The 16,021-nt window shown below is 64.4% G+C and carries 13 protein-coding genes and 1 pseudogene; 8 read left to right on the forward strand and 6 right to left on the reverse strand.

Annotated features, from left to right (window positions below):
- Positions 1 to 102: 102 nt before the first annotated feature.
- Both KR541_RS31905 and KR541_RS31910 read right to left on the reverse strand, forming a co-directional pair.
- On the reverse strand, positions 103 to 999 hold the full coding sequence (locus tag KR541_RS31905) for an oxidoreductase (protein WP_089490065.1): 897 nt from the start codon (positions 997 to 999) through the stop codon (positions 103 to 105).
- Positions 986 to 2,215, reverse strand: coding sequence for an MFS transporter (locus KR541_RS31910; RefSeq protein WP_216090057.1), 1,230 nt, complete (start codon positions 2,213 to 2,215; stop codon positions 986 to 988). Before KR541_RS31910 ends, KR541_RS31905 begins: the two co-directional genes overlap by 14 nt.
- A 138-nt stretch (positions 2,216 to 2,353) precedes the next feature.
- Between KR541_RS31910 and gcvA the strand changes: the two genes are divergently transcribed.
- A complete protein-coding gene (gene gcvA, locus KR541_RS31915; protein WP_050013506.1) occupies positions 2,354 to 3,286 on the forward strand; it encodes a transcriptional regulator GcvA in 933 nt (310 codons plus the stop codon).
- 73 nt (positions 3,287 to 3,359) lie between these two features.
- Here gcvA and KR541_RS31920 read toward each other — a convergent pair whose 3' ends face one another.
- The gene (locus tag KR541_RS31920; protein WP_050013642.1) at positions 3,360 to 4,526 is read right to left on the reverse strand and encodes a porin; all 1,167 of its coding nucleotides are present in this window, start codon (positions 4,524 to 4,526) and stop codon (positions 3,360 to 3,362) included.
- 738 nt (positions 4,527 to 5,264) lie between these two features.
- The gene (locus KR541_RS31925; RefSeq protein WP_050013505.1) at positions 5,265 to 5,729 is read right to left on the reverse strand and encodes a GNAT family N-acetyltransferase; all 465 of its coding nucleotides are present in this window, start codon (positions 5,727 to 5,729) and stop codon (positions 5,265 to 5,267) included.
- Positions 5,730 to 5,878: 149 nt separating this feature from the next.
- Between KR541_RS31925 and KR541_RS31930 the strand changes: the two genes are divergently transcribed.
- From KR541_RS31930 to KR541_RS31955, 6 genes and pseudogenes are all read left to right on the forward strand, one after another.
- Positions 5,879 to 6,541 carry a GntR family transcriptional regulator gene (locus tag KR541_RS31930; RefSeq protein WP_050013504.1) on the forward strand — a complete coding sequence of 221 codons (663 nt, stop codon included), beginning with the start codon at positions 5,879 to 5,881 and terminating at the stop codon, positions 6,539 to 6,541.
- On the forward strand, positions 6,525 to 7,763 hold the full coding sequence (locus KR541_RS31935) for a dicarboxylate/amino acid:cation symporter (protein ID WP_216090058.1): 1,239 nt from the start codon (positions 6,525 to 6,527) through the stop codon (positions 7,761 to 7,763). The genes KR541_RS31930 and KR541_RS31935 overlap by 17 nt, the downstream gene beginning before the upstream one ends.
- A gap of 169 nt (positions 7,764 to 7,932) precedes the next feature.
- Complete coding sequence (locus KR541_RS31940) at positions 7,933 to 8,337, forward strand: hypothetical protein (protein ID WP_216090059.1); 405 nt, start codon at positions 7,933 to 7,935, stop codon at positions 8,335 to 8,337.
- Between the two features lie 343 nt (positions 8,338 to 8,680).
- A pseudogene (locus KR541_RS31945) lies at positions 8,681 to 8,896 on the forward strand (GNAT family N-acetyltransferase); the annotation flags it as partial.
- A gap of 121 nt (positions 8,897 to 9,017) precedes the next feature.
- Positions 9,018 to 10,430, forward strand: coding sequence for a response regulator c-di-GMP phosphodiesterase, NosR family (gene nosR / locus KR541_RS31950; protein ID WP_216090060.1), 1,413 nt, complete (start codon positions 9,018 to 9,020; stop codon positions 10,428 to 10,430).
- Between the two features lie 83 nt (positions 10,431 to 10,513).
- Entirely contained in the window at positions 10,514 to 12,283 is a 1,770-nt protein-coding gene (locus KR541_RS31955) for a histidine kinase (RefSeq protein ID WP_216090217.1), read from the forward strand.
- A gap of 33 nt (positions 12,284 to 12,316) precedes the next feature.
- Here the strand turns inward: KR541_RS31955 and KR541_RS31960 are convergent, their stop codons facing one another.
- Positions 12,317 to 13,423 (reverse strand): extracellular catalytic domain type 1 short-chain-length polyhydroxyalkanoate depolymerase, encoded by a 1,107-nt coding sequence (locus tag KR541_RS31960; protein ID WP_216090061.1) that lies wholly within the window; start codon positions 13,421 to 13,423, stop codon positions 12,317 to 12,319.
- A gap of 284 nt (positions 13,424 to 13,707) precedes the next feature.
- Here KR541_RS31960 and KR541_RS31965 point away from each other — a divergent pair, with 284 nt between their 5' ends.
- Positions 13,708 to 14,832, forward strand: a complete 1,125-nt coding sequence (locus tag KR541_RS31965) for a sensor histidine kinase (RefSeq protein ID WP_216090062.1) — start codon at positions 13,708 to 13,710, stop codon at positions 14,830 to 14,832.
- A 313-nt stretch (positions 14,833 to 15,145) separates the two neighbouring features.
- Here the strand turns inward: KR541_RS31965 and KR541_RS31970 are convergent, their stop codons facing one another.
- The gene (locus KR541_RS31970) at positions 15,146 to 16,012 is read right to left on the reverse strand and encodes a hypothetical protein (protein WP_124630098.1); all 867 of its coding nucleotides are present in this window, start codon (positions 16,010 to 16,012) and stop codon (positions 15,146 to 15,148) included.
- Positions 16,013 to 16,021: the final 9 nt, after the last annotated feature.

Below are 16,021 nucleotides of genomic sequence, written 5' to 3' on the forward strand. Positions count from 1 at the left end.
TGACCATGACGGCAGCCGCAGTGGCATGTGCCATCGACGTCGCGTCCAGCGCGGAGTCGGGCGGCTCGGCTGGATCGCCCGTTCCCCGCTATGGGCGAGGCATTAACCCGGACCATCGCTCGCGGCCGCGAGAAGCGGCACGACCAGATCGCTGATCGGCGTCGGAATGCCGTGCGTGCGTCCGTATCGCTGCACGACGCCATTCCGGCAGTCCCATTCGAGCGGACGGTTGCCTTGCCGGTCGGCAAGAATCGACGTTCCCAAATCGGGCGGAAAGCCGTGGAATCCATCGACGATCTCCTGCGGCACTTCATCGCCGAGCTTCGCCCCCTCCGCACGCGCGACCTCGAGACATTCCCGCAAGTACGCGAGCGACAGGTCGGTGATGTCGCTTCGCGCGAACATGCCGGCGCGGCGACCGGTCAGTACCATCAGCCCCGCCACCGCGTTCTGCAACAGCTTGCGCCACGCGAGCGAGATGAAATCGTCCGCCACCTCGGGCGAGCATCGCGTGCCGCGCAAAGCCGAAACCACCACGTCGCTCGCGGGCGTATCGGGCAGCGTGAGCCGAGGCTTGCCGCGCAGCCACACCGACGTGCCCGATTCGCGTTGCGCGGGAAACCAGACGATCGACGGCACGATCGTGGCGCCGGCCGCATACGGCGCGAAGGCGGCTTTCTGCTCGACGCCGTTTTGCAGCACGCAGACGACGGTATTCGTATCGCATAGCGCGGAGACCCACGGTGCCGCACTCGGTATCTGCGTCGACTTGACCGCGACGAACACGAGATCGAACCGTTGGTCGACCGCTTGCGGATCGGTCAGCACGGGCCCGGGCACGACGATCTCGCCGCCGTCGAAGCGCAACGTCAACTGCGCGTGCGCCGAGCGGCCGCAGATCACCGGCGTGCGGCCGGCTTCGTGAAGGGCCGCGGCGACGGTCGTTCCGATTGCACCGGGACCGACGAGAGCGACGCGCGGATAGTCAGGCTTCGTCATGGCGTTCATCCTGTGAGTGGTCTGTCAGATGCGGGCGCAGTGCGAGAGCGAGCGGAAAAATCGCCAGCGCGGTCAACGCGGTCGCATACGTGGCGCCGTGCACACCGATCCGGTCGCCGAGGAAACCGTAGAGGACGGGCGATAACGCGCCCGATGCGATCGTCCCGGTATAGAAAATCGCGAATGCGCGCTCGGTGCGCTCGGGCGCGGACATCTCCGGGACGGTTCCGTACAGCACCGACGACGTGCCGTTGAGCATCATGCCCAGAATCGGCAGCAGCACCATGGTAAGCGTCAACGGAAGATAGATCACCGCGACGATGCACGCGGCCGTACCGCCCTCGGTGAGCAGCACCGTCCTCACCGTCCCCATCCGCGCGCCGAGCCAGCCGCACATGAATTTGCCGGCCGCACCGCCAATGAAAACGAGTGCAAGCGCCGTTCCCAGCAGTTGCGGCGAAACGCCCTTTGCCTTCAGCAGGAAAGGCAGGAAGGTAAGCAGTCCCATGCGTACGGCCGTATCGAGCACGCCGATGGAAAACAGCGCGGAGAATCCGCCTCTCCCTGTGCCACTGCGTCGAGCGTGCGCTTGCTCTTTTGCCGTCGTCTGCGCGGCGGCGCGCGGCACGGCGGGAAACCAGAGCGCGATGCCGGCGGCCACGACGCAGCCCAGCCCGGCGACGATCCATAGCGCATGACGCCACGGCATCATGGTGACGAGCAGCGAAATGGCGGCCGGCAGCGCGGATTTCCCCAGATCGCCGGAAAAGTTGTAGATGCTCAGCGGACCTCTCGCGTCGCGCCCATAGACGCGGGAGACGGCGCCCGACGCGATCGGATGCTGCGTGCTGGAGCCGACGCCCGAGATCGCGAGCGCGACGCCCAGCCCGAGCAGGCCGCCGGACATGCCCGCGATCGCATAGCCGAGCGCGGCGAGCAGCGTACCGATTGCGAGCGTCGCGCCGCTGCCCAGACGTTGCGCGACACGCCCCGCGGACAACTGCAGCGTTGCCATCGTGCCCGCATAGACGCCGCGCAGGATAGCCAGGGCCGCGAAGTCGAGCCCGAATTCCGACTGCCACACGGGTAGCAGCGCGTAGATCATGTCCGTATAGCCGTCGTGTATGGCGTGCGCAACGCAGGAGAGCCACAGCACGCGCGGCCTCGACGGTGCAGTCTCTCGCGCGACGGGCGGGGAAAAAACGGGCAAGCGCATTGTCATTCTCTCCGTACGAGCGATGCATGGAAGGCGCTCGCGGTGTGGTTTTCAGGCTCGACGTGGCAATTTTATGACCGGGATGTCAGGCATTTCAATTGAGCTAAAATCCCGTCAACAGAGAGAAAAAGTCACGTCATGGACGAAAGCCGAGGTGCTTCGACGCACCGGGACGAACTCCCCCCGCTCAATGCGCTGCGCGCTTTCGATGCGGTTGCGCGGCACGGCAGCTTCGCCGGCGCCGCGGCGGAACTGCACGTCACCCATTGGGCTGTCGGAAAACAGATCCGGTTGCTGGAGGACTGGTTCGGCCTGCCGTTGTTCGATCGTCGTCCGCGTGGCGTCGTGCTCACCGACGAAGGGGCCGCGTTGCTGAGCGACGTCAGCCACGCGTTCGAGCGCCTCGGCACCGCGGTGGTGCGGCTGCGCCACAATCCGTTCGCGCACCGGATATCAGGCGTCGTGCGGGTGAACGTGCCGATGAGCTTTGCGCTGTGCTGGCTGCTGCCGCGGCTCGCCGATTTCCATGCGCGGTACCCCGACATCGACGTCAGGGTGTCGACGACGTCGCGCAAGCTGCGCTATGTCGCCGATGCGTTCGATATCGGCGTTCGCTCCGGTCCCGAGCAAGGCGCGGGCGTCGTCTCGCGTTCGTTGATGCCCGACCCGCGTGTGCCGGCTTGCAATCCCGCCTTGCTGCGCCAGCATCCGATACAGAGCGTGACCGACCTGCGTCATCACACGCTGCTGCATTCGGCCACGACGCGTTCCGCGTGGTCGCACTGGTTGAAGGAAGCGGGTGCGCCCGATCTGCGCGCCGCGCGCCACGTCGAATTCGATCACGTGAATCTTCAGCTGGGCGCGGCGATCGAGGGACTCGGCGTGGCGTTGGCATCGCTGCCGCTGATCGGGCGCGATCTTGCCGAAGGGCGCCTCGTGTGTCCCATCGCATCGCCCGTCTGGCGTGCCGACGACTACATGCTGGTGACGAACGCCGATCGCGCCGACGATGCGGCCGTGTCCGCGTTCGAGGCGTGGATGGAAGGCATGGCGAGTCAGGAGGGCGGCTAGGTTCGCCGATCAGGCCGGGCGAGGTACGACACCGGAGCCATGCCGCCACTGCTCCGGTGTCGCGAGTCGGCGATCAGAAGCCGTGGAACATGCCGATGTTGACCTGAACCTGGTTGCCGCCCGACGACGTGTTGCCGAAGTCGGCAGCGGAAGCCTGCGCACCCTTCGCATGCACGTAGGCGCCCATCGCATACAGCGCGGTACTCTTCGACAGCGAGTACGTCGCACCCAGCGACACCTGGTTGATCGAGGCCATCGTGCGACCCTCGGCCGCTTGCGTGGGCGTGGCTGCGGAACCGTAGACATACGTGTAGCCGGTCGCCAGCGACAGCGCCGGCGTGACGCGGTACTGCAGCAGCGCACCGAGCACGTTGAAGTGGATTGACGGCTGGCCATCGTTGCCCTTGTACTGGGCGTTCGAGTAGCGCAGCCCGGCCGTGTACGGACCGACCTCGTATTGCGCGGCGACTTGCGCGATGCCCGCGCTCTTGAACGCATTGCCGCCGTTGTAGCCCGAACTCGGATAGCCGAGCGCGCCGCCGAAACTCGGTTGGGCGGTTGCGTTCACCCATCCGTTCTCGCCCTGGTTGGCCGCACGGAAGTAGCCGCCGGCGACCGTCAGGCCACCTTGAGCGTAGGTCGCGGCCGCCGACCACGATTGCCCCGAACCCGTTGCACCGGCCACGCCGCCGAACGAGTACGCGGCTTCGGCCTGGAAGCCGTGGATGATCGGCGAAATGTACTTCACCGCGTTGTTCTGGTTCGTCGTGTTGTCGTTGTTGTCGACGTCGCCCGGCGTCGAGAAGGTCGAAGCCGAAATGGCGTCGCCCGTCAGGACCTGAACCATTTCCGTCACGGCGTCGAGCTGGCGCCCCATGCGCAACGCGCCGTACTGATTGGACGCGAGGCCCACGTACGCCTGGCGGTTGAACAGCGAACGCGTGTTACCGATCGGCCCCTGGCCGCCGATGCCGCCCGTCCCGATGTTGAAACCATTCTCGATCTTGAATACCGCCTGCAGGCCGCCGCCGAGATCCTCCTGGCCCCTGAGGCCCCACTTGTTCGAACCCGAGGCGCCGCCATCGAGGCCGTACCGACTGTGGCCATTGATGTTCGACGTGTAACCGATACCTGCATCGAGCATGCCGTACAGGGTGATCGACGACTGTGCCATTGCTGCCGACGATGCTGCGAAGGCGGCAACAGCGATAACGCTGATGTTGATTTTTTTGTTTTTCATCTGCATTTCACTGTCAGGAGTAGTTTCGGGATGGGGTGAAACGGCTTTCGTCGTATCCGGATGCAGCGGGCGGCGCATGGCCTGCGCGTCGTTTCGGTCGCGACGGCCTGCGTCATGTTCGCCACATCGGCATGCCGGATCGGCTCACTTCGTGATCCTTACAATTTCCCTTGCTCGGTTGTCGCATCGGTCGTCCTTGCGGACTGGCCAGGCGTCCGGTTCAGCCGCCGGCGACGGGCGCCGATACGGCCTGGCCGCACTTTGCAAGTGGAAGGACCATATCAGGAACATAAATGCCGGTCAAAATTTGTTTGATATAAGTTAATCTCGTCTGATCGTCGGGCGCCTTACGGGATTTCCCCTATAAGAACCGGCACGAAGGCGACGGGTTATCGCGATCCGCGCCATCACGCTGACGATCTCGACCACGGCAAGCGAATTCAGGTGGGGGGGAGGGAATAATCGGCTTAAAGGGCTGGCACGACGGGCAACGCTCATGCAGTCCCGGTTGTAATCGTTCTATTTATTCCCGGGTTGCAATAATCGAAACAGAGAAGGTGATTGTTGAATGTCGGTGCGATTGGCAGCAAGCGGGTTTTCCGCGTGTCGCTGAGCGGCGGATAGTTTTACGCGGGCGAACCGGCTCATGCGGACGCCGGACGAACCGGTTTTCCGGGTCGGCAGCCAGCGCCTGACCTCGGCGTCCGATTCCAATCGAACGTCAATCTCGGACGAAACTCAGCATTCGATCCGGCGTTGCATTAAATAGAATTTCATGTCGTCGCGGCCATGCATTGAAATCGGTATCGGGTCCCGCTCAAAGCCGAGCATTTCGTAGAACGGGTATGCCGATTCGCGCGCCGTGCACCAGAGCAGCACGCCACGCTGTTCGCGCACATGGCGAATGGACAGATTGACCAGCAGGCGTCCGAATCCCAGGCCGCGTACCGACGGATCGACGGCCATGCCGCGAAGGCGCCACATTTCAGTGTTCAAAGCGCCGGATTGTGCTTCTTTACACACCGATGCCACCGCAACGATCCTGTCGTTGTCACGAACGGCAAAGTGCATCGTCGTTGGGGCGTGATCTCCGTGTAGCGCGCTTCCCTCTTCATCTCCCGCCATCAGGATGGCGGCCCTGAGGGGATAGGTTTCTTCCGCACGGACGGCACAGATGGTAAAGCGCACATCTTGTGAAATCATATAATTATCGGCTCTCTTCGTAACGCGGATTTTCTTCCAATTCTCTTTCGACATACCCACTCGCAAAATTAGCAGTTGCCGGGCATGGCGAGTAAGGGTAATTTCCTACCTGTTTTGTTTTTTGAATCATACGCTAACTGCGATCACAGATGACGTTGAAAGTATCGACAGATGCAGAACTGGCCTACGACGAGATCCGATCGCGAATCTTTGACGGCCGTCTTGCGCCTGGGCAGAAAGTATCTCACCGAGGCCTGTCGGACGAACTGGGTTTCGGCCAGATGCCGGTGCGCAGCGCATTGCATTTGCTCGAATCCGAAGGGCTGGTCGTCGTGATCGAAAAGAGCGGCACCTATGTCGCGTCGCCGACGACCAGCGATCTTCGCGAAATTTTTGAAATGCGGCTGGCCCTCGAGAGTACCGCAGCGTTTCTCGCAGCGAAGTCCGGCGTAACGGCAGGCCTTCGCGAGGCCGCGGCAAAAATGCGGGAACTGATCGACCGGGACGTCGCGGACATCATGCTCGAGCAACGTATCGGTTGGGTGTTTCATCAAGAGTTGTTTGCTGCCGCACGGAACGTCCGGATCTCGTCGGCGTATGGTTTATTGCGGGCCCAGACCCTGGCCCTGAACGAACTCCCGCGTGGCGACGCGGAAACCGTTCGGCGCGGCACGATCGAGCACCTGCACATCTTTCACGCAATCGAAGCGAACGACGGCGAGCTCGCGCGTCAGCATATGTGGAATCACATCGTTGACGGCACGCCGGCACGGATAAAACTGCTAAAGGCACGGCATGAACACGAAAAATAAAGGGCTTTCCCTTCCGATGCAAATGTTTGGCGGACTTGTGCTGGGCGTCGCTTGCGGCGTGTTTGCGCCGGGCTTCGCCGCGAAGCTGGGCTTTCTCAGCACGCTGTTCGGCCATGCGATCAAGATGGTCGTCATGCCGTTGATCTTCCTGTCGGTCACGGTCGGGGTCTTCCGTGCGGGCCGGCTTCGCGAGCGGCTTGGCAAGGTCGCCCTGTCCAGTATCGCCTTCTTCATTTTGATGACGGGCCTGGCTGCATCGTGCGGCCTGCTGCTCAACTTTGCATTTCGACCGGGTCTCGGCGCGAGCCTGACTCACTCCGGATCGATGCCCGCCGCGCTTGCTTCCAGCATCGACTGGACGAAATTCCTCGTCGATTTGATCCCCGCCAACATCGTCGCTGCGCTTGCTGCGGGGAATTCGCTCCCGGTGCTCGTTTTCGGCGTCATTTTCGGCGCCGCATTGTCGGCCGCCCCGGAGCGGGCCGAGCCTGCGATTGCCGTTTTCGAGGCGCTGCTGTCGGGGCTGTTCAAGATGATCCAGTGGGTGATCGCATGGTCGCCGCTCGCGATCTTCGCCGCGATCGCGCAGTTGTTGGCAGCCAAGGGCTTTACGGGCGCGCACTCGCTCATCGAGCTGCTGGGCGTGGCCTATCTCGGCATGGCGATTCTGGCGGTCGTGCTGACCATCGTCATTCGCGTCGCCGGTCAGTCGCCGCTCGCCGTGCTCAGGAAGGTGAAGGAGCCGCTGATCCTGGGGTTCACGACGCGTTCGTCCGAAATTACCTATCCGTTGCACCTGAAGAAGCTGGTTGAACTGGGCGTGCCCTATGGCGTGGCGTCCACGATCTTGCCGCTCGCCTATATTTTCAATCGCGACGGCGCGGTGCTCTACACGGCCCTCGCGGTCGGGTATCTGGCCGACGCCTATCACCTCGTCTGGTCCTGGCCGCTGGTGATCACGATTCTGATCTTGACGATCGTCACCATCGACGGAGCAGCCAACGTGCCGTCCGGCGCGATCGTCGCGATCACCATCGTTCTCACGTCGATCGGGTTGCCGGCCGATGCGGTGCTGCTGCTGTTGGGCGTCGACGCGTTTTTCGACATGGGAAGAACCGCGCTCAACGTCTACGGGAGCACGGCGGCCGCGGCCGTGGCGGTGAAGCTTTCCGGTTCGGAGAGTACGGCCGCGGAAACCGTGGCGGGCCGGGCAAGCGTGTAGGGGCTCCGGAAGCGACGGGCGGTGCGCGTTTCCATGTTGCGCCCGCCTGTTGCAACGCGCTGGCGTACCGCCACTCGCGCATCCAGGCACGGCGAGGAGAGGGCATTGGATGAGCGCGTGTCTTTATCGAGTTACAGTTAGTAGGACGGCGTATCGTTGCAGGAGAAACATGATGATTGGTTCAGAATCCGCAGATTTTTTCATGCTGCGTTTGGGCACGCCGCATCCGTCGTGGACATTCACCGATGACAGCAACATGATCGGCATTGTCGATTGCGACGGGGTGGTGAGCGCCATGTTCGAGCTGGATCGCAACCAGGTCGCACAGATCAGAGGGCTGGGCCAATCGGTGGAGAGAATCCGGTGTACTTGCGAGCGCGCTGGCCGGGAGCTGCACTTTTATCTCCATGGCAGACAGGTGTCTCAAGGACTGTGGGCCGGCGTCGCGTCGGCCGATCCCGACTATCTGCCGACCGATGCGATGATCGCGACATGGGAAGGGCCGAATTCCGACGATGCGTTCGAGCTTGCGGGCGTGAACGCTCGCTTGGCAGCATCCGTGAGCTTGGCCTAAACTGCGATCACAGATTGTTGCGCGGGGTCGGGCCGGGCGTCCCGATCTTTGGGGCAGGTCGTTTGCCGTCTCCGTCCGTTTGTACACGTACGCCGGTCAATGTATGCGGTTCTGGCACACTCAACCTCGGATCGCCAGAACCTTTTGCTGGCCAGCTTACTGGCCAGCGTTTTTTATTCCTTGAGCCGATCGCATCGGCTCGCTCGCTCGCTCGCTTGCTTCGCGCTCGCCGATCGACGAGAGGTGTGCCGCCGAAGTCCGTGTTGAGCGAAGATGTCCGGAGTCAGTTCATGCAAGCGCAAGGCATCGAGGCGCGCTGAAGCGATCACGCGTCCTCGATGCCCGGTGGCCCGTGCCCGCGCATCAGCGCAAAGGCATCGGCGCCGCCGTGCTGCGCGCGATCCTGGCCGACGCCGACGCACAGCGAATGCCCGTTCGCGTCGGCGCTTTGCGCGGCAGCGATTCGAACCGCTTCTACGAACGGCACGGCTTCGTGCGAACCGACGAAGCGGAATGGGACATCACCTACCGCCGCGAACCGGGCGCGGCAACGACGTAGCACTCGCGTGATGCATTCCGGTTGAAATCGACACGCACGCATTAGCGTTTTCACCAATGTGGAAAACGCGGCACCGGCCGATGTTGCAGAGAGGGCGTAAATAATGGATCCGAGGCCGATTATGACGACATCTGCAACAAACGGCGTGAATGCCGTGCCGCCCGAAACGTCCGACACCGCCGCGGCATCCGGCGACGCGGCGCGCGTACCGTCGATCCTGCTGGTCGACGACGAACCGAACGTGCTGTCCGCGCTCAGGCGCGTGTTCCGGCCCACCGGCTACGACATCGTGACCGCCGACAGCGGCGAGGCCGCGCTCGGGATTTTGGCGTCGACGGAAATCGACCTGATCGTGTCCGACATGCGGATGCCGCACATGAGCGGCGCGGAATTCCTGGCGCGCGCGCGGGCGCTGTACCCGGACACGATGCGCATTCTGCTCACCGGCTATGCGGAGATCGCGTCGGTCATGCAGGCCGTCAACGAAGGCGGCGTGTATCGCTACCTGAACAAGCCGTGGGACGATCACGACCTGCTGCTGACGATCGAGCACGCGCTGGAGCAGCGCCGTTTGCGCGGCGAAGCGGCCCGGCTGGCGGCGCTGACGGAAGCGCAGAACGAAGCGCTGCGCCGTTTCAACACGGATCTCGAAACGCAGGTTCGCGCGCGCACCGAGGAGCTCGGCCAGACGGTGATGTTCCTCGAAGCGGCGCAGCGCGACCTGAAAAGCAGCTTCACGGCGATGGTTCAGGTGTGCGCAAGCATGATCGAGCTGCGCTGCGGGGCCGCGAGCGGGCATGCGATGCGCGTCGGCGAGATCGCGCGCCGGCTCGCGCTGGCGTCGGAGATGAGCGAACTGCATGCGCAGGACGTCTATTTCGCGGGGCTGTTGCACGGCATCGGCAAGCTGTCGCTGCCGGACGAATTGCTGCACAAGCCGCTCACGCGGATGACGACGGACGAGCACCGCGTGTTCCAGGAGCATCCGCTGCGCGCGCAGATGGTGCTGACGCCGGTCGCCCAGCTGCACAAGGTCGCGTCGATCGTGCTGCACCAGTACGAGCGCTTCAACGGCCGCGGCACGCCGGATGGGCTGGTCGGCGACGCGATCCCGATCGGGTCGCGGATCGTCGCGATCGCGCGCGATTTCGAAGGGCTGCGCCACGGCGAAATCGGGGCGCCGCATTCGATCGAGCAGGCGATCGACGTGTTGCACTCGCAAGCAGGCGTGCGTTACGACCCGCAACTGGTCGCACGCTTCGTCGAGTTGATGCGGGATCCTGAGAGTCTCGGCATCGCGGCGTCCGTCGCGGAAATCCGGTCGGCTCAACTGCGCGAAGGGATGGAGCTCGCCGACGATCTGCGCACGCATCGCGGCGTGTTGTTGATGACGAAGGGCAGCGTGATGTCCGCGCACCAGATCGAACTTGTGCGCCGCTTCGAAACGCGAGAGGGCACGCCGTTCGACATTCTCGTGCTGGCCCGTCCGGCGGGGCACGCGCACGCCCCCCACGCAGGCGCGCCGCCGGCCTGACGTCGAACGGCGGCCTGATGGCCGCGGTGCGCGCGAGCGCCCGCACCGCGGCGATGCAATCAACCCGTTACGGGCGTCCGATCATGCATGGCATCTACAACGTTCCGCTCGTCCTGCTGTCGCTCGCGATCGCGACGCTGGCCTCCTATACGACGCTCGACCTCGCCGCGTTCATTTCGCTGCTCGACAATCCGAAGCTCAAGCGCGCGTGGCTGGGCGGTGGCGCGGCGGCGATGGGCACCGGCATCTGGTCGATGCATTTCGTCGGCATGCTCGCGTTTTCGTTGCCGGTGCCGCTCGGCTATGCATGGCAGGAAACCGGCGCCTCGCTGGCGATCGCGGTGCTCGTGTCGTATTTCGCGCTGAACGTCGTCACGCGCGCACGGCTGGGCTGGCGGCGGCTGTGCGCGGGCGGCGTGCTGATGGGCGGCGGGATCGCCGGCATGCACTACACGGGGATGGCCGCGATGCATATGGAGCCCGGCATTCGCTACGATGCGTTGCTGTTCGCCGCGTCGATCGGCATCGCGGTGATCGCGTCGACGGCCGCGCTGTGGATCGCGCAGGCGTTGCGCATGCAGCAGGCACGCTACGCGACCGTGCAGCGCATCGGTGCGGCCGTCATCATGGGCATCGCGATTACCGGCATGCACTACACGGCGATGGCGGCCGCGCATTTCGCGCCGGATGCGCGGTGCGGCGCCGCGAACGACGTCGACGCACCGTGGCTCGCGACGACGGTCGCGTTGTTCACGATGGCGACGCTGGTCGTCACGCTGCTGGTGTGCCGTTTCGATGCGCGCACAACGTTCCTGCGCGGGATGACCGACACGCTGGAGCGACTCGTGCGGTTGCGAACCGGCGAACTTGAACGCGCACTGCATCGCTACGAGCAGACGACGCAGATGCTGCAACGTACGCGCGAGAACATGGCGACCGAGATCGACGAACGCAAGGCCGCGCACGCGCTGCTCGAACAGGAGAAGGACGAACAGCGGCGCCTGCTGCATGCGCTCGAGGAAACGCACGAGCAATTGCTGCAGTCGGAAAAGCTCGCGTCGATCGGGCAGCTCGCGGCCGGTGTCGCGCACGAGATCAACAATCCGATCGGCTTCGTCAGCGCGAACCTCAATACGTTGAAGACGTGGGTGCGCAGCCTGCTCGACGTGGTCGCGGCGCATGAGGCCACGCTGCCGCAGCTCGATCCGGCCATCCGTGACGCGCTGACGGCCGTGCACCGTGCCGCGGATCTCGACTACGTCCGCGACGAGATCGCGATGCTGATCGACGAATCGATCGACGGCGCACTGCGCGTGCGGCGCATCGTGCAGGATTTGCGCGATTTCTCGCGCCCGGCCAGCGACGAATGGAGCGTGGTCGATCTGCATGCGGGCCTCGAGAGCACGCTCAACGTCGTCCACAACGAGCTCAAGTACAAGGCCGACATCGTGCGCGATTACGGCGACGTCCCGCACGTCGAATGCTTGCCGTCGCAGTTGAACCAGGTCTTCATGAACCTGCTGGTCAACGCGGCGCAGGCGATTCCGGAGCGCGGCGTGATCACGATCCGCACGTCGAGCGACGGCGATCAGGTATCGATCGCGATCAGCGACACCGGCGCCGGCATGACGCCCGACGTCGTCCGGCGGATCTTCGATCCGTTCTTCACCACGAAACCGGTCGGGCAGGGCACGGGGCTCGGGCTGTCGGTATCGCACGGCATCGTCGAGCGTCATCGCGGCACCATCGACGTGACCAGCGAGCCGGGACGCGGCACGACCTTCCGGATACGGTTGCCGGTTCGGCGTGCCGGCGATCGTGCGAACGCGGCGGCGTTGGAGCAACGGGCATGACGACGCGATGGCGACGGGCGCGAGCGTCGCGCGTCACGCCAGTCGCTTGCGGCGCTGACGACGAAAGAAATGCCAGAGCATCGCGGTCGCGTCCGGGCCGGTGGCGGAATGGAACGGCTCGCCCGGATCGCCGCCGCTCCATGCATGCGGCAGCCCGCGGACGATGCACACCCTGACGACCAGCCGTCCACCCTTCAGATAGTCGACGTAGTCCGCATCGTCGTGCGCGTAGCTGCGTTGTTCGCCGACGCGAATTGCACCGTGTTCGTCGACGAGCCGGTTGAGCCGCGCGAACGCGATGCCGAGCTGCGTCGCGTTCCGGTCGGTCACGACCGTATCGAGCCGACCATGGATGACCAAGGCCGGCATGCCGGGATAGGCCGCGACGTCGGCGCACGCGTCGAGCGCGTGGATCGGATCGTCGCGGAGGCCGCGACGCATCAGGCTCATCGCGGCCATCGTCGACGACGGCGGCGCGATGGCCGGGCCGGAGTGCAGGCCGACGGCCGCGAAGCGGTCGGGATACCGGAGCGCCAGCGCCGCGGCGAGCCCGGCGCCGGCGGATAGGCCGGCCACGTAGATCCGGTCGCGATCGAAGCCGTGGCGCTGGACGATGGCGTCGACCAGCGACGCGACGGCCGCGGCTTCGGACGGAGTCGCGTCGTCATGCCAGTGCCAGCAGCGGTGCGCATGGGCCGTCTTGGCCTGCTCGGGGAACAGCACGGCGAACCCCGAGCGCTCCGCGAGGCGGCAGATGCGCGTGCCCGCGGCGAACGATTCGGCGGTTTGCTTGCAGCCATGCAGCATGACGACGGCCGGCATGCCCGCGGTTGCAGCCGGTGCGGCGGGAAGATACAGCGCGTAAGCGAGATGGTTCACGAGCCGGCCGGCGCTCGGGCCGGCCGAATGAAACGACCGGAGCCAGGTGCCGGGCGGCCGGGCCGACGGCGCGCGTGCGGTACCCGTCCGTTTGGCGGCGCGGGCGGGGGCGGCCGGCTTGGCGGGCCGTTGAGCGAGCCTGGTGGCGGTTTTTTGGGCGGCCGGCCGCGCCTTGCCGGCGCGCTTCTTCGGACGTGCACCGGCCGCCGCGGAAAACAGTTCAAGATGTCGCAACCAGAGGCTGGATTTTTTCCTGGGCATGTGCAATCTCGTGCCGGCGGCCGGCCGTGACAGGAAGCGGCGGCCGATCCCACCGTCGGATGGAGGTCGAACGGGCGCGAAGCAAGGTTCGTGCTGCCGGTGTCGCGGCAATTGAAAGGTGGCGCCCTGCGGAACTGGAATGACGCGGATCGATTATCGACGATAGTGGCCGCCCGACGTGACGGGCGTGCGAATCGAAGCCCGCTGCGGGCCTCGCCGTCATTCACGTGATATCTTGCGGTTCGACAGAAGCGTCCACCGTTCATTCCGTTGTGAGGGGCGACATGCGTCTTTCCGATTTCATCGTACGGAACATGGAACCGATCCTGGTGCAGTGGGAAGCGTTTGCTGCCACGCTGTTACCGGCCGCGAGGCACATGACCTCGCACGGACTACGCGACCACGCGCGCGAGATTCTGATCGCCGTCGCCAAGGACATCGCGACCCCGCAGACGAGGGAAGCGCAACACGAAAAATCGCTGGGGCGCGCACCCGAGCCGGCGAACGCCAGCGAGACGGCCGCGCAGACGCATGCCGTTTTGCGCGCCCAGCGGGGTTTCAACATCAACCAGTTGGCGGCCGAGTATCGGGCGCTGCGTGCCAGCGTGCTGCGCCTGTGGATCGACGCGTGTCAGCCGGGCCCGGTCGACATGGACGACATGATTCGCTTCAACGAAGCGATCGATCAGGCGCTGGCGGAATCCGTCTCGTTTTTTACCGAACAGGTCGAACAGGCTCGTAACTTGTTTCTCGGCATGCTGAGCCATGACATGCGCACGCCGCTGCAGACGATCCAGCTCACGGCGTCGTATCTTGCCGCGCTCAATGCGGGTGAGGAGGTATCGGAGGCCGCCGCTCGGCTGATCAGAAGCGGTGGTCGCATGCAGGGCCTTCTCGATGATCTCTGCGATTTCAATCGAACCCAGCTCGGGCTGGGCATCAACGTCGTTCCCCGTCCTATCGACCTCGCGCATGTGCTCGTCAATGTGGTGGACGAGCTGCGGGCAGGTCATCCGGATCGCGAAATCACCGTCGATATGCGTGGGGATCTCCGGGGCGAGTGGGACGACCAGCGCATGCAGCAGTTGCTGAGCAATCTGGTGAGCAATGCCGTCAAGTACGGTGCGCGCGATAGACCGGTGCGGGTGGTGGCCGCGACGACGGGCGCCGACGTGGTCGTCGAGGTCGGCAACAGCGGGCCGGCGATCGATCCGCGCACGCTCGACCGTATTTTCGATCCGCTCGAGCGCGGGGAGGCTGATCGTTCGCGACGGACGGGGGATGATGCCGGTCTAGGGCTCGGGTTGTTTATCGCCAACGAAATCGCCAAGGCGCATCGCGGCCGGATTGATGCGCGGTCGGATCAGACGGAAACCGTTTTTACGGTGCGGTTGCCGAGGGGCATATGAGGCGGGGAGCGCGGGCAGGGGAATGATTCGCCGGGCTTGCGGTTGGCGGTGTGGCGAGAGGCCGCTATCGGCGAGGAAGCGCCATTCTTCGCGTAAGGGGATCTGACATTCGGGTGTCGGCTTTTCAAGGACTTACCGGCCGCTCGCGTACCAATGATGCGCGTCGTGCGGTCGCCCAAAGCGGATTAACTCGTCTCCGCCAAAAATCGACCAGGTCGCATGTCCGCTTCACTAGAGCGCCATCGGCTGAATTGCTTCCGGGCTGACATTGGTGCGGAACATCGGCCCGACGCCGATATGCTGCTTTGGACACTTACTCGCCGTCAGGCCAACCGGTGGCAGCGGCGATGCTGATCGCGCCAACCTGGCCGGGAAGTTCAGTCATGCGGCGGCTTCCGGGCGCCAGTCTGGCGATGCAATATCCTCCTGGTACCGTTTTTGGGGTCAAACACCAGACCTGACCGTCGGTTCCGACACAGACGCGGATGACCATGCCGGCGCGAGGCGATTTCAGGCAGTTGCGGCAGTTTGCCGATTGACGGCACTCGGCGAAGTGACCGGGGCCGTCCGGGTGAAGTCGCCAAAGGTCTCCTCGCGAGTTGACCGTCCACGCGCATCCGTCCGGTGCGCAAGCAATTTGTGTCGCCGCGATGGGTTCTGGCATCTCGTGCCAACACGTCGCCCCTGCGCCTCGTCTCCGAATCGGCTTTCCCCCCAAGCGTGCAAGGCCCCCCAACAACCACAGCGACTCATCGGGACCTTCACAGACGCCAACCGCGTCGAATTCGAGACCATTGGATTGCAGAATACGACCGTCGTCGCCAATCAAGTCCAGCCGGTGTCCTGCCAGCACCCATACGCCTGACCTTGCTGCAGCAATCGCAGCATGCTGTTCCAACTCGATCACCAGCTTCCAGGAAGCCCCGCCAGCAACGCGCAGCCAGACTCCCCATCTCGCGTGACATTCGTTTCGTGCCATGACCCAGGTCCTACCCTGCGCGGCAACCGTGACCTCCTCGGCATGCCATCCCTTCGGAAGGGACGACTCGGTGATTTTTCCCGTCGCCGTGACATGGAAGACTTCGCCAGAGCAACGAACGGCCCAGAGGAGGGGGTGGGAGGGCGTCCCGGTGAATCGATGTAACTCGTTTGGGGTCTGGCCAGGTGAGACGGATTTCATCGAACGCAC

The organism is Burkholderia sola (genome assembly GCF_905400185.1).
Lineage (GTDB): Bacteria > Pseudomonadota > Gammaproteobacteria > Burkholderiales > Burkholderiaceae > Burkholderia > Burkholderia sola.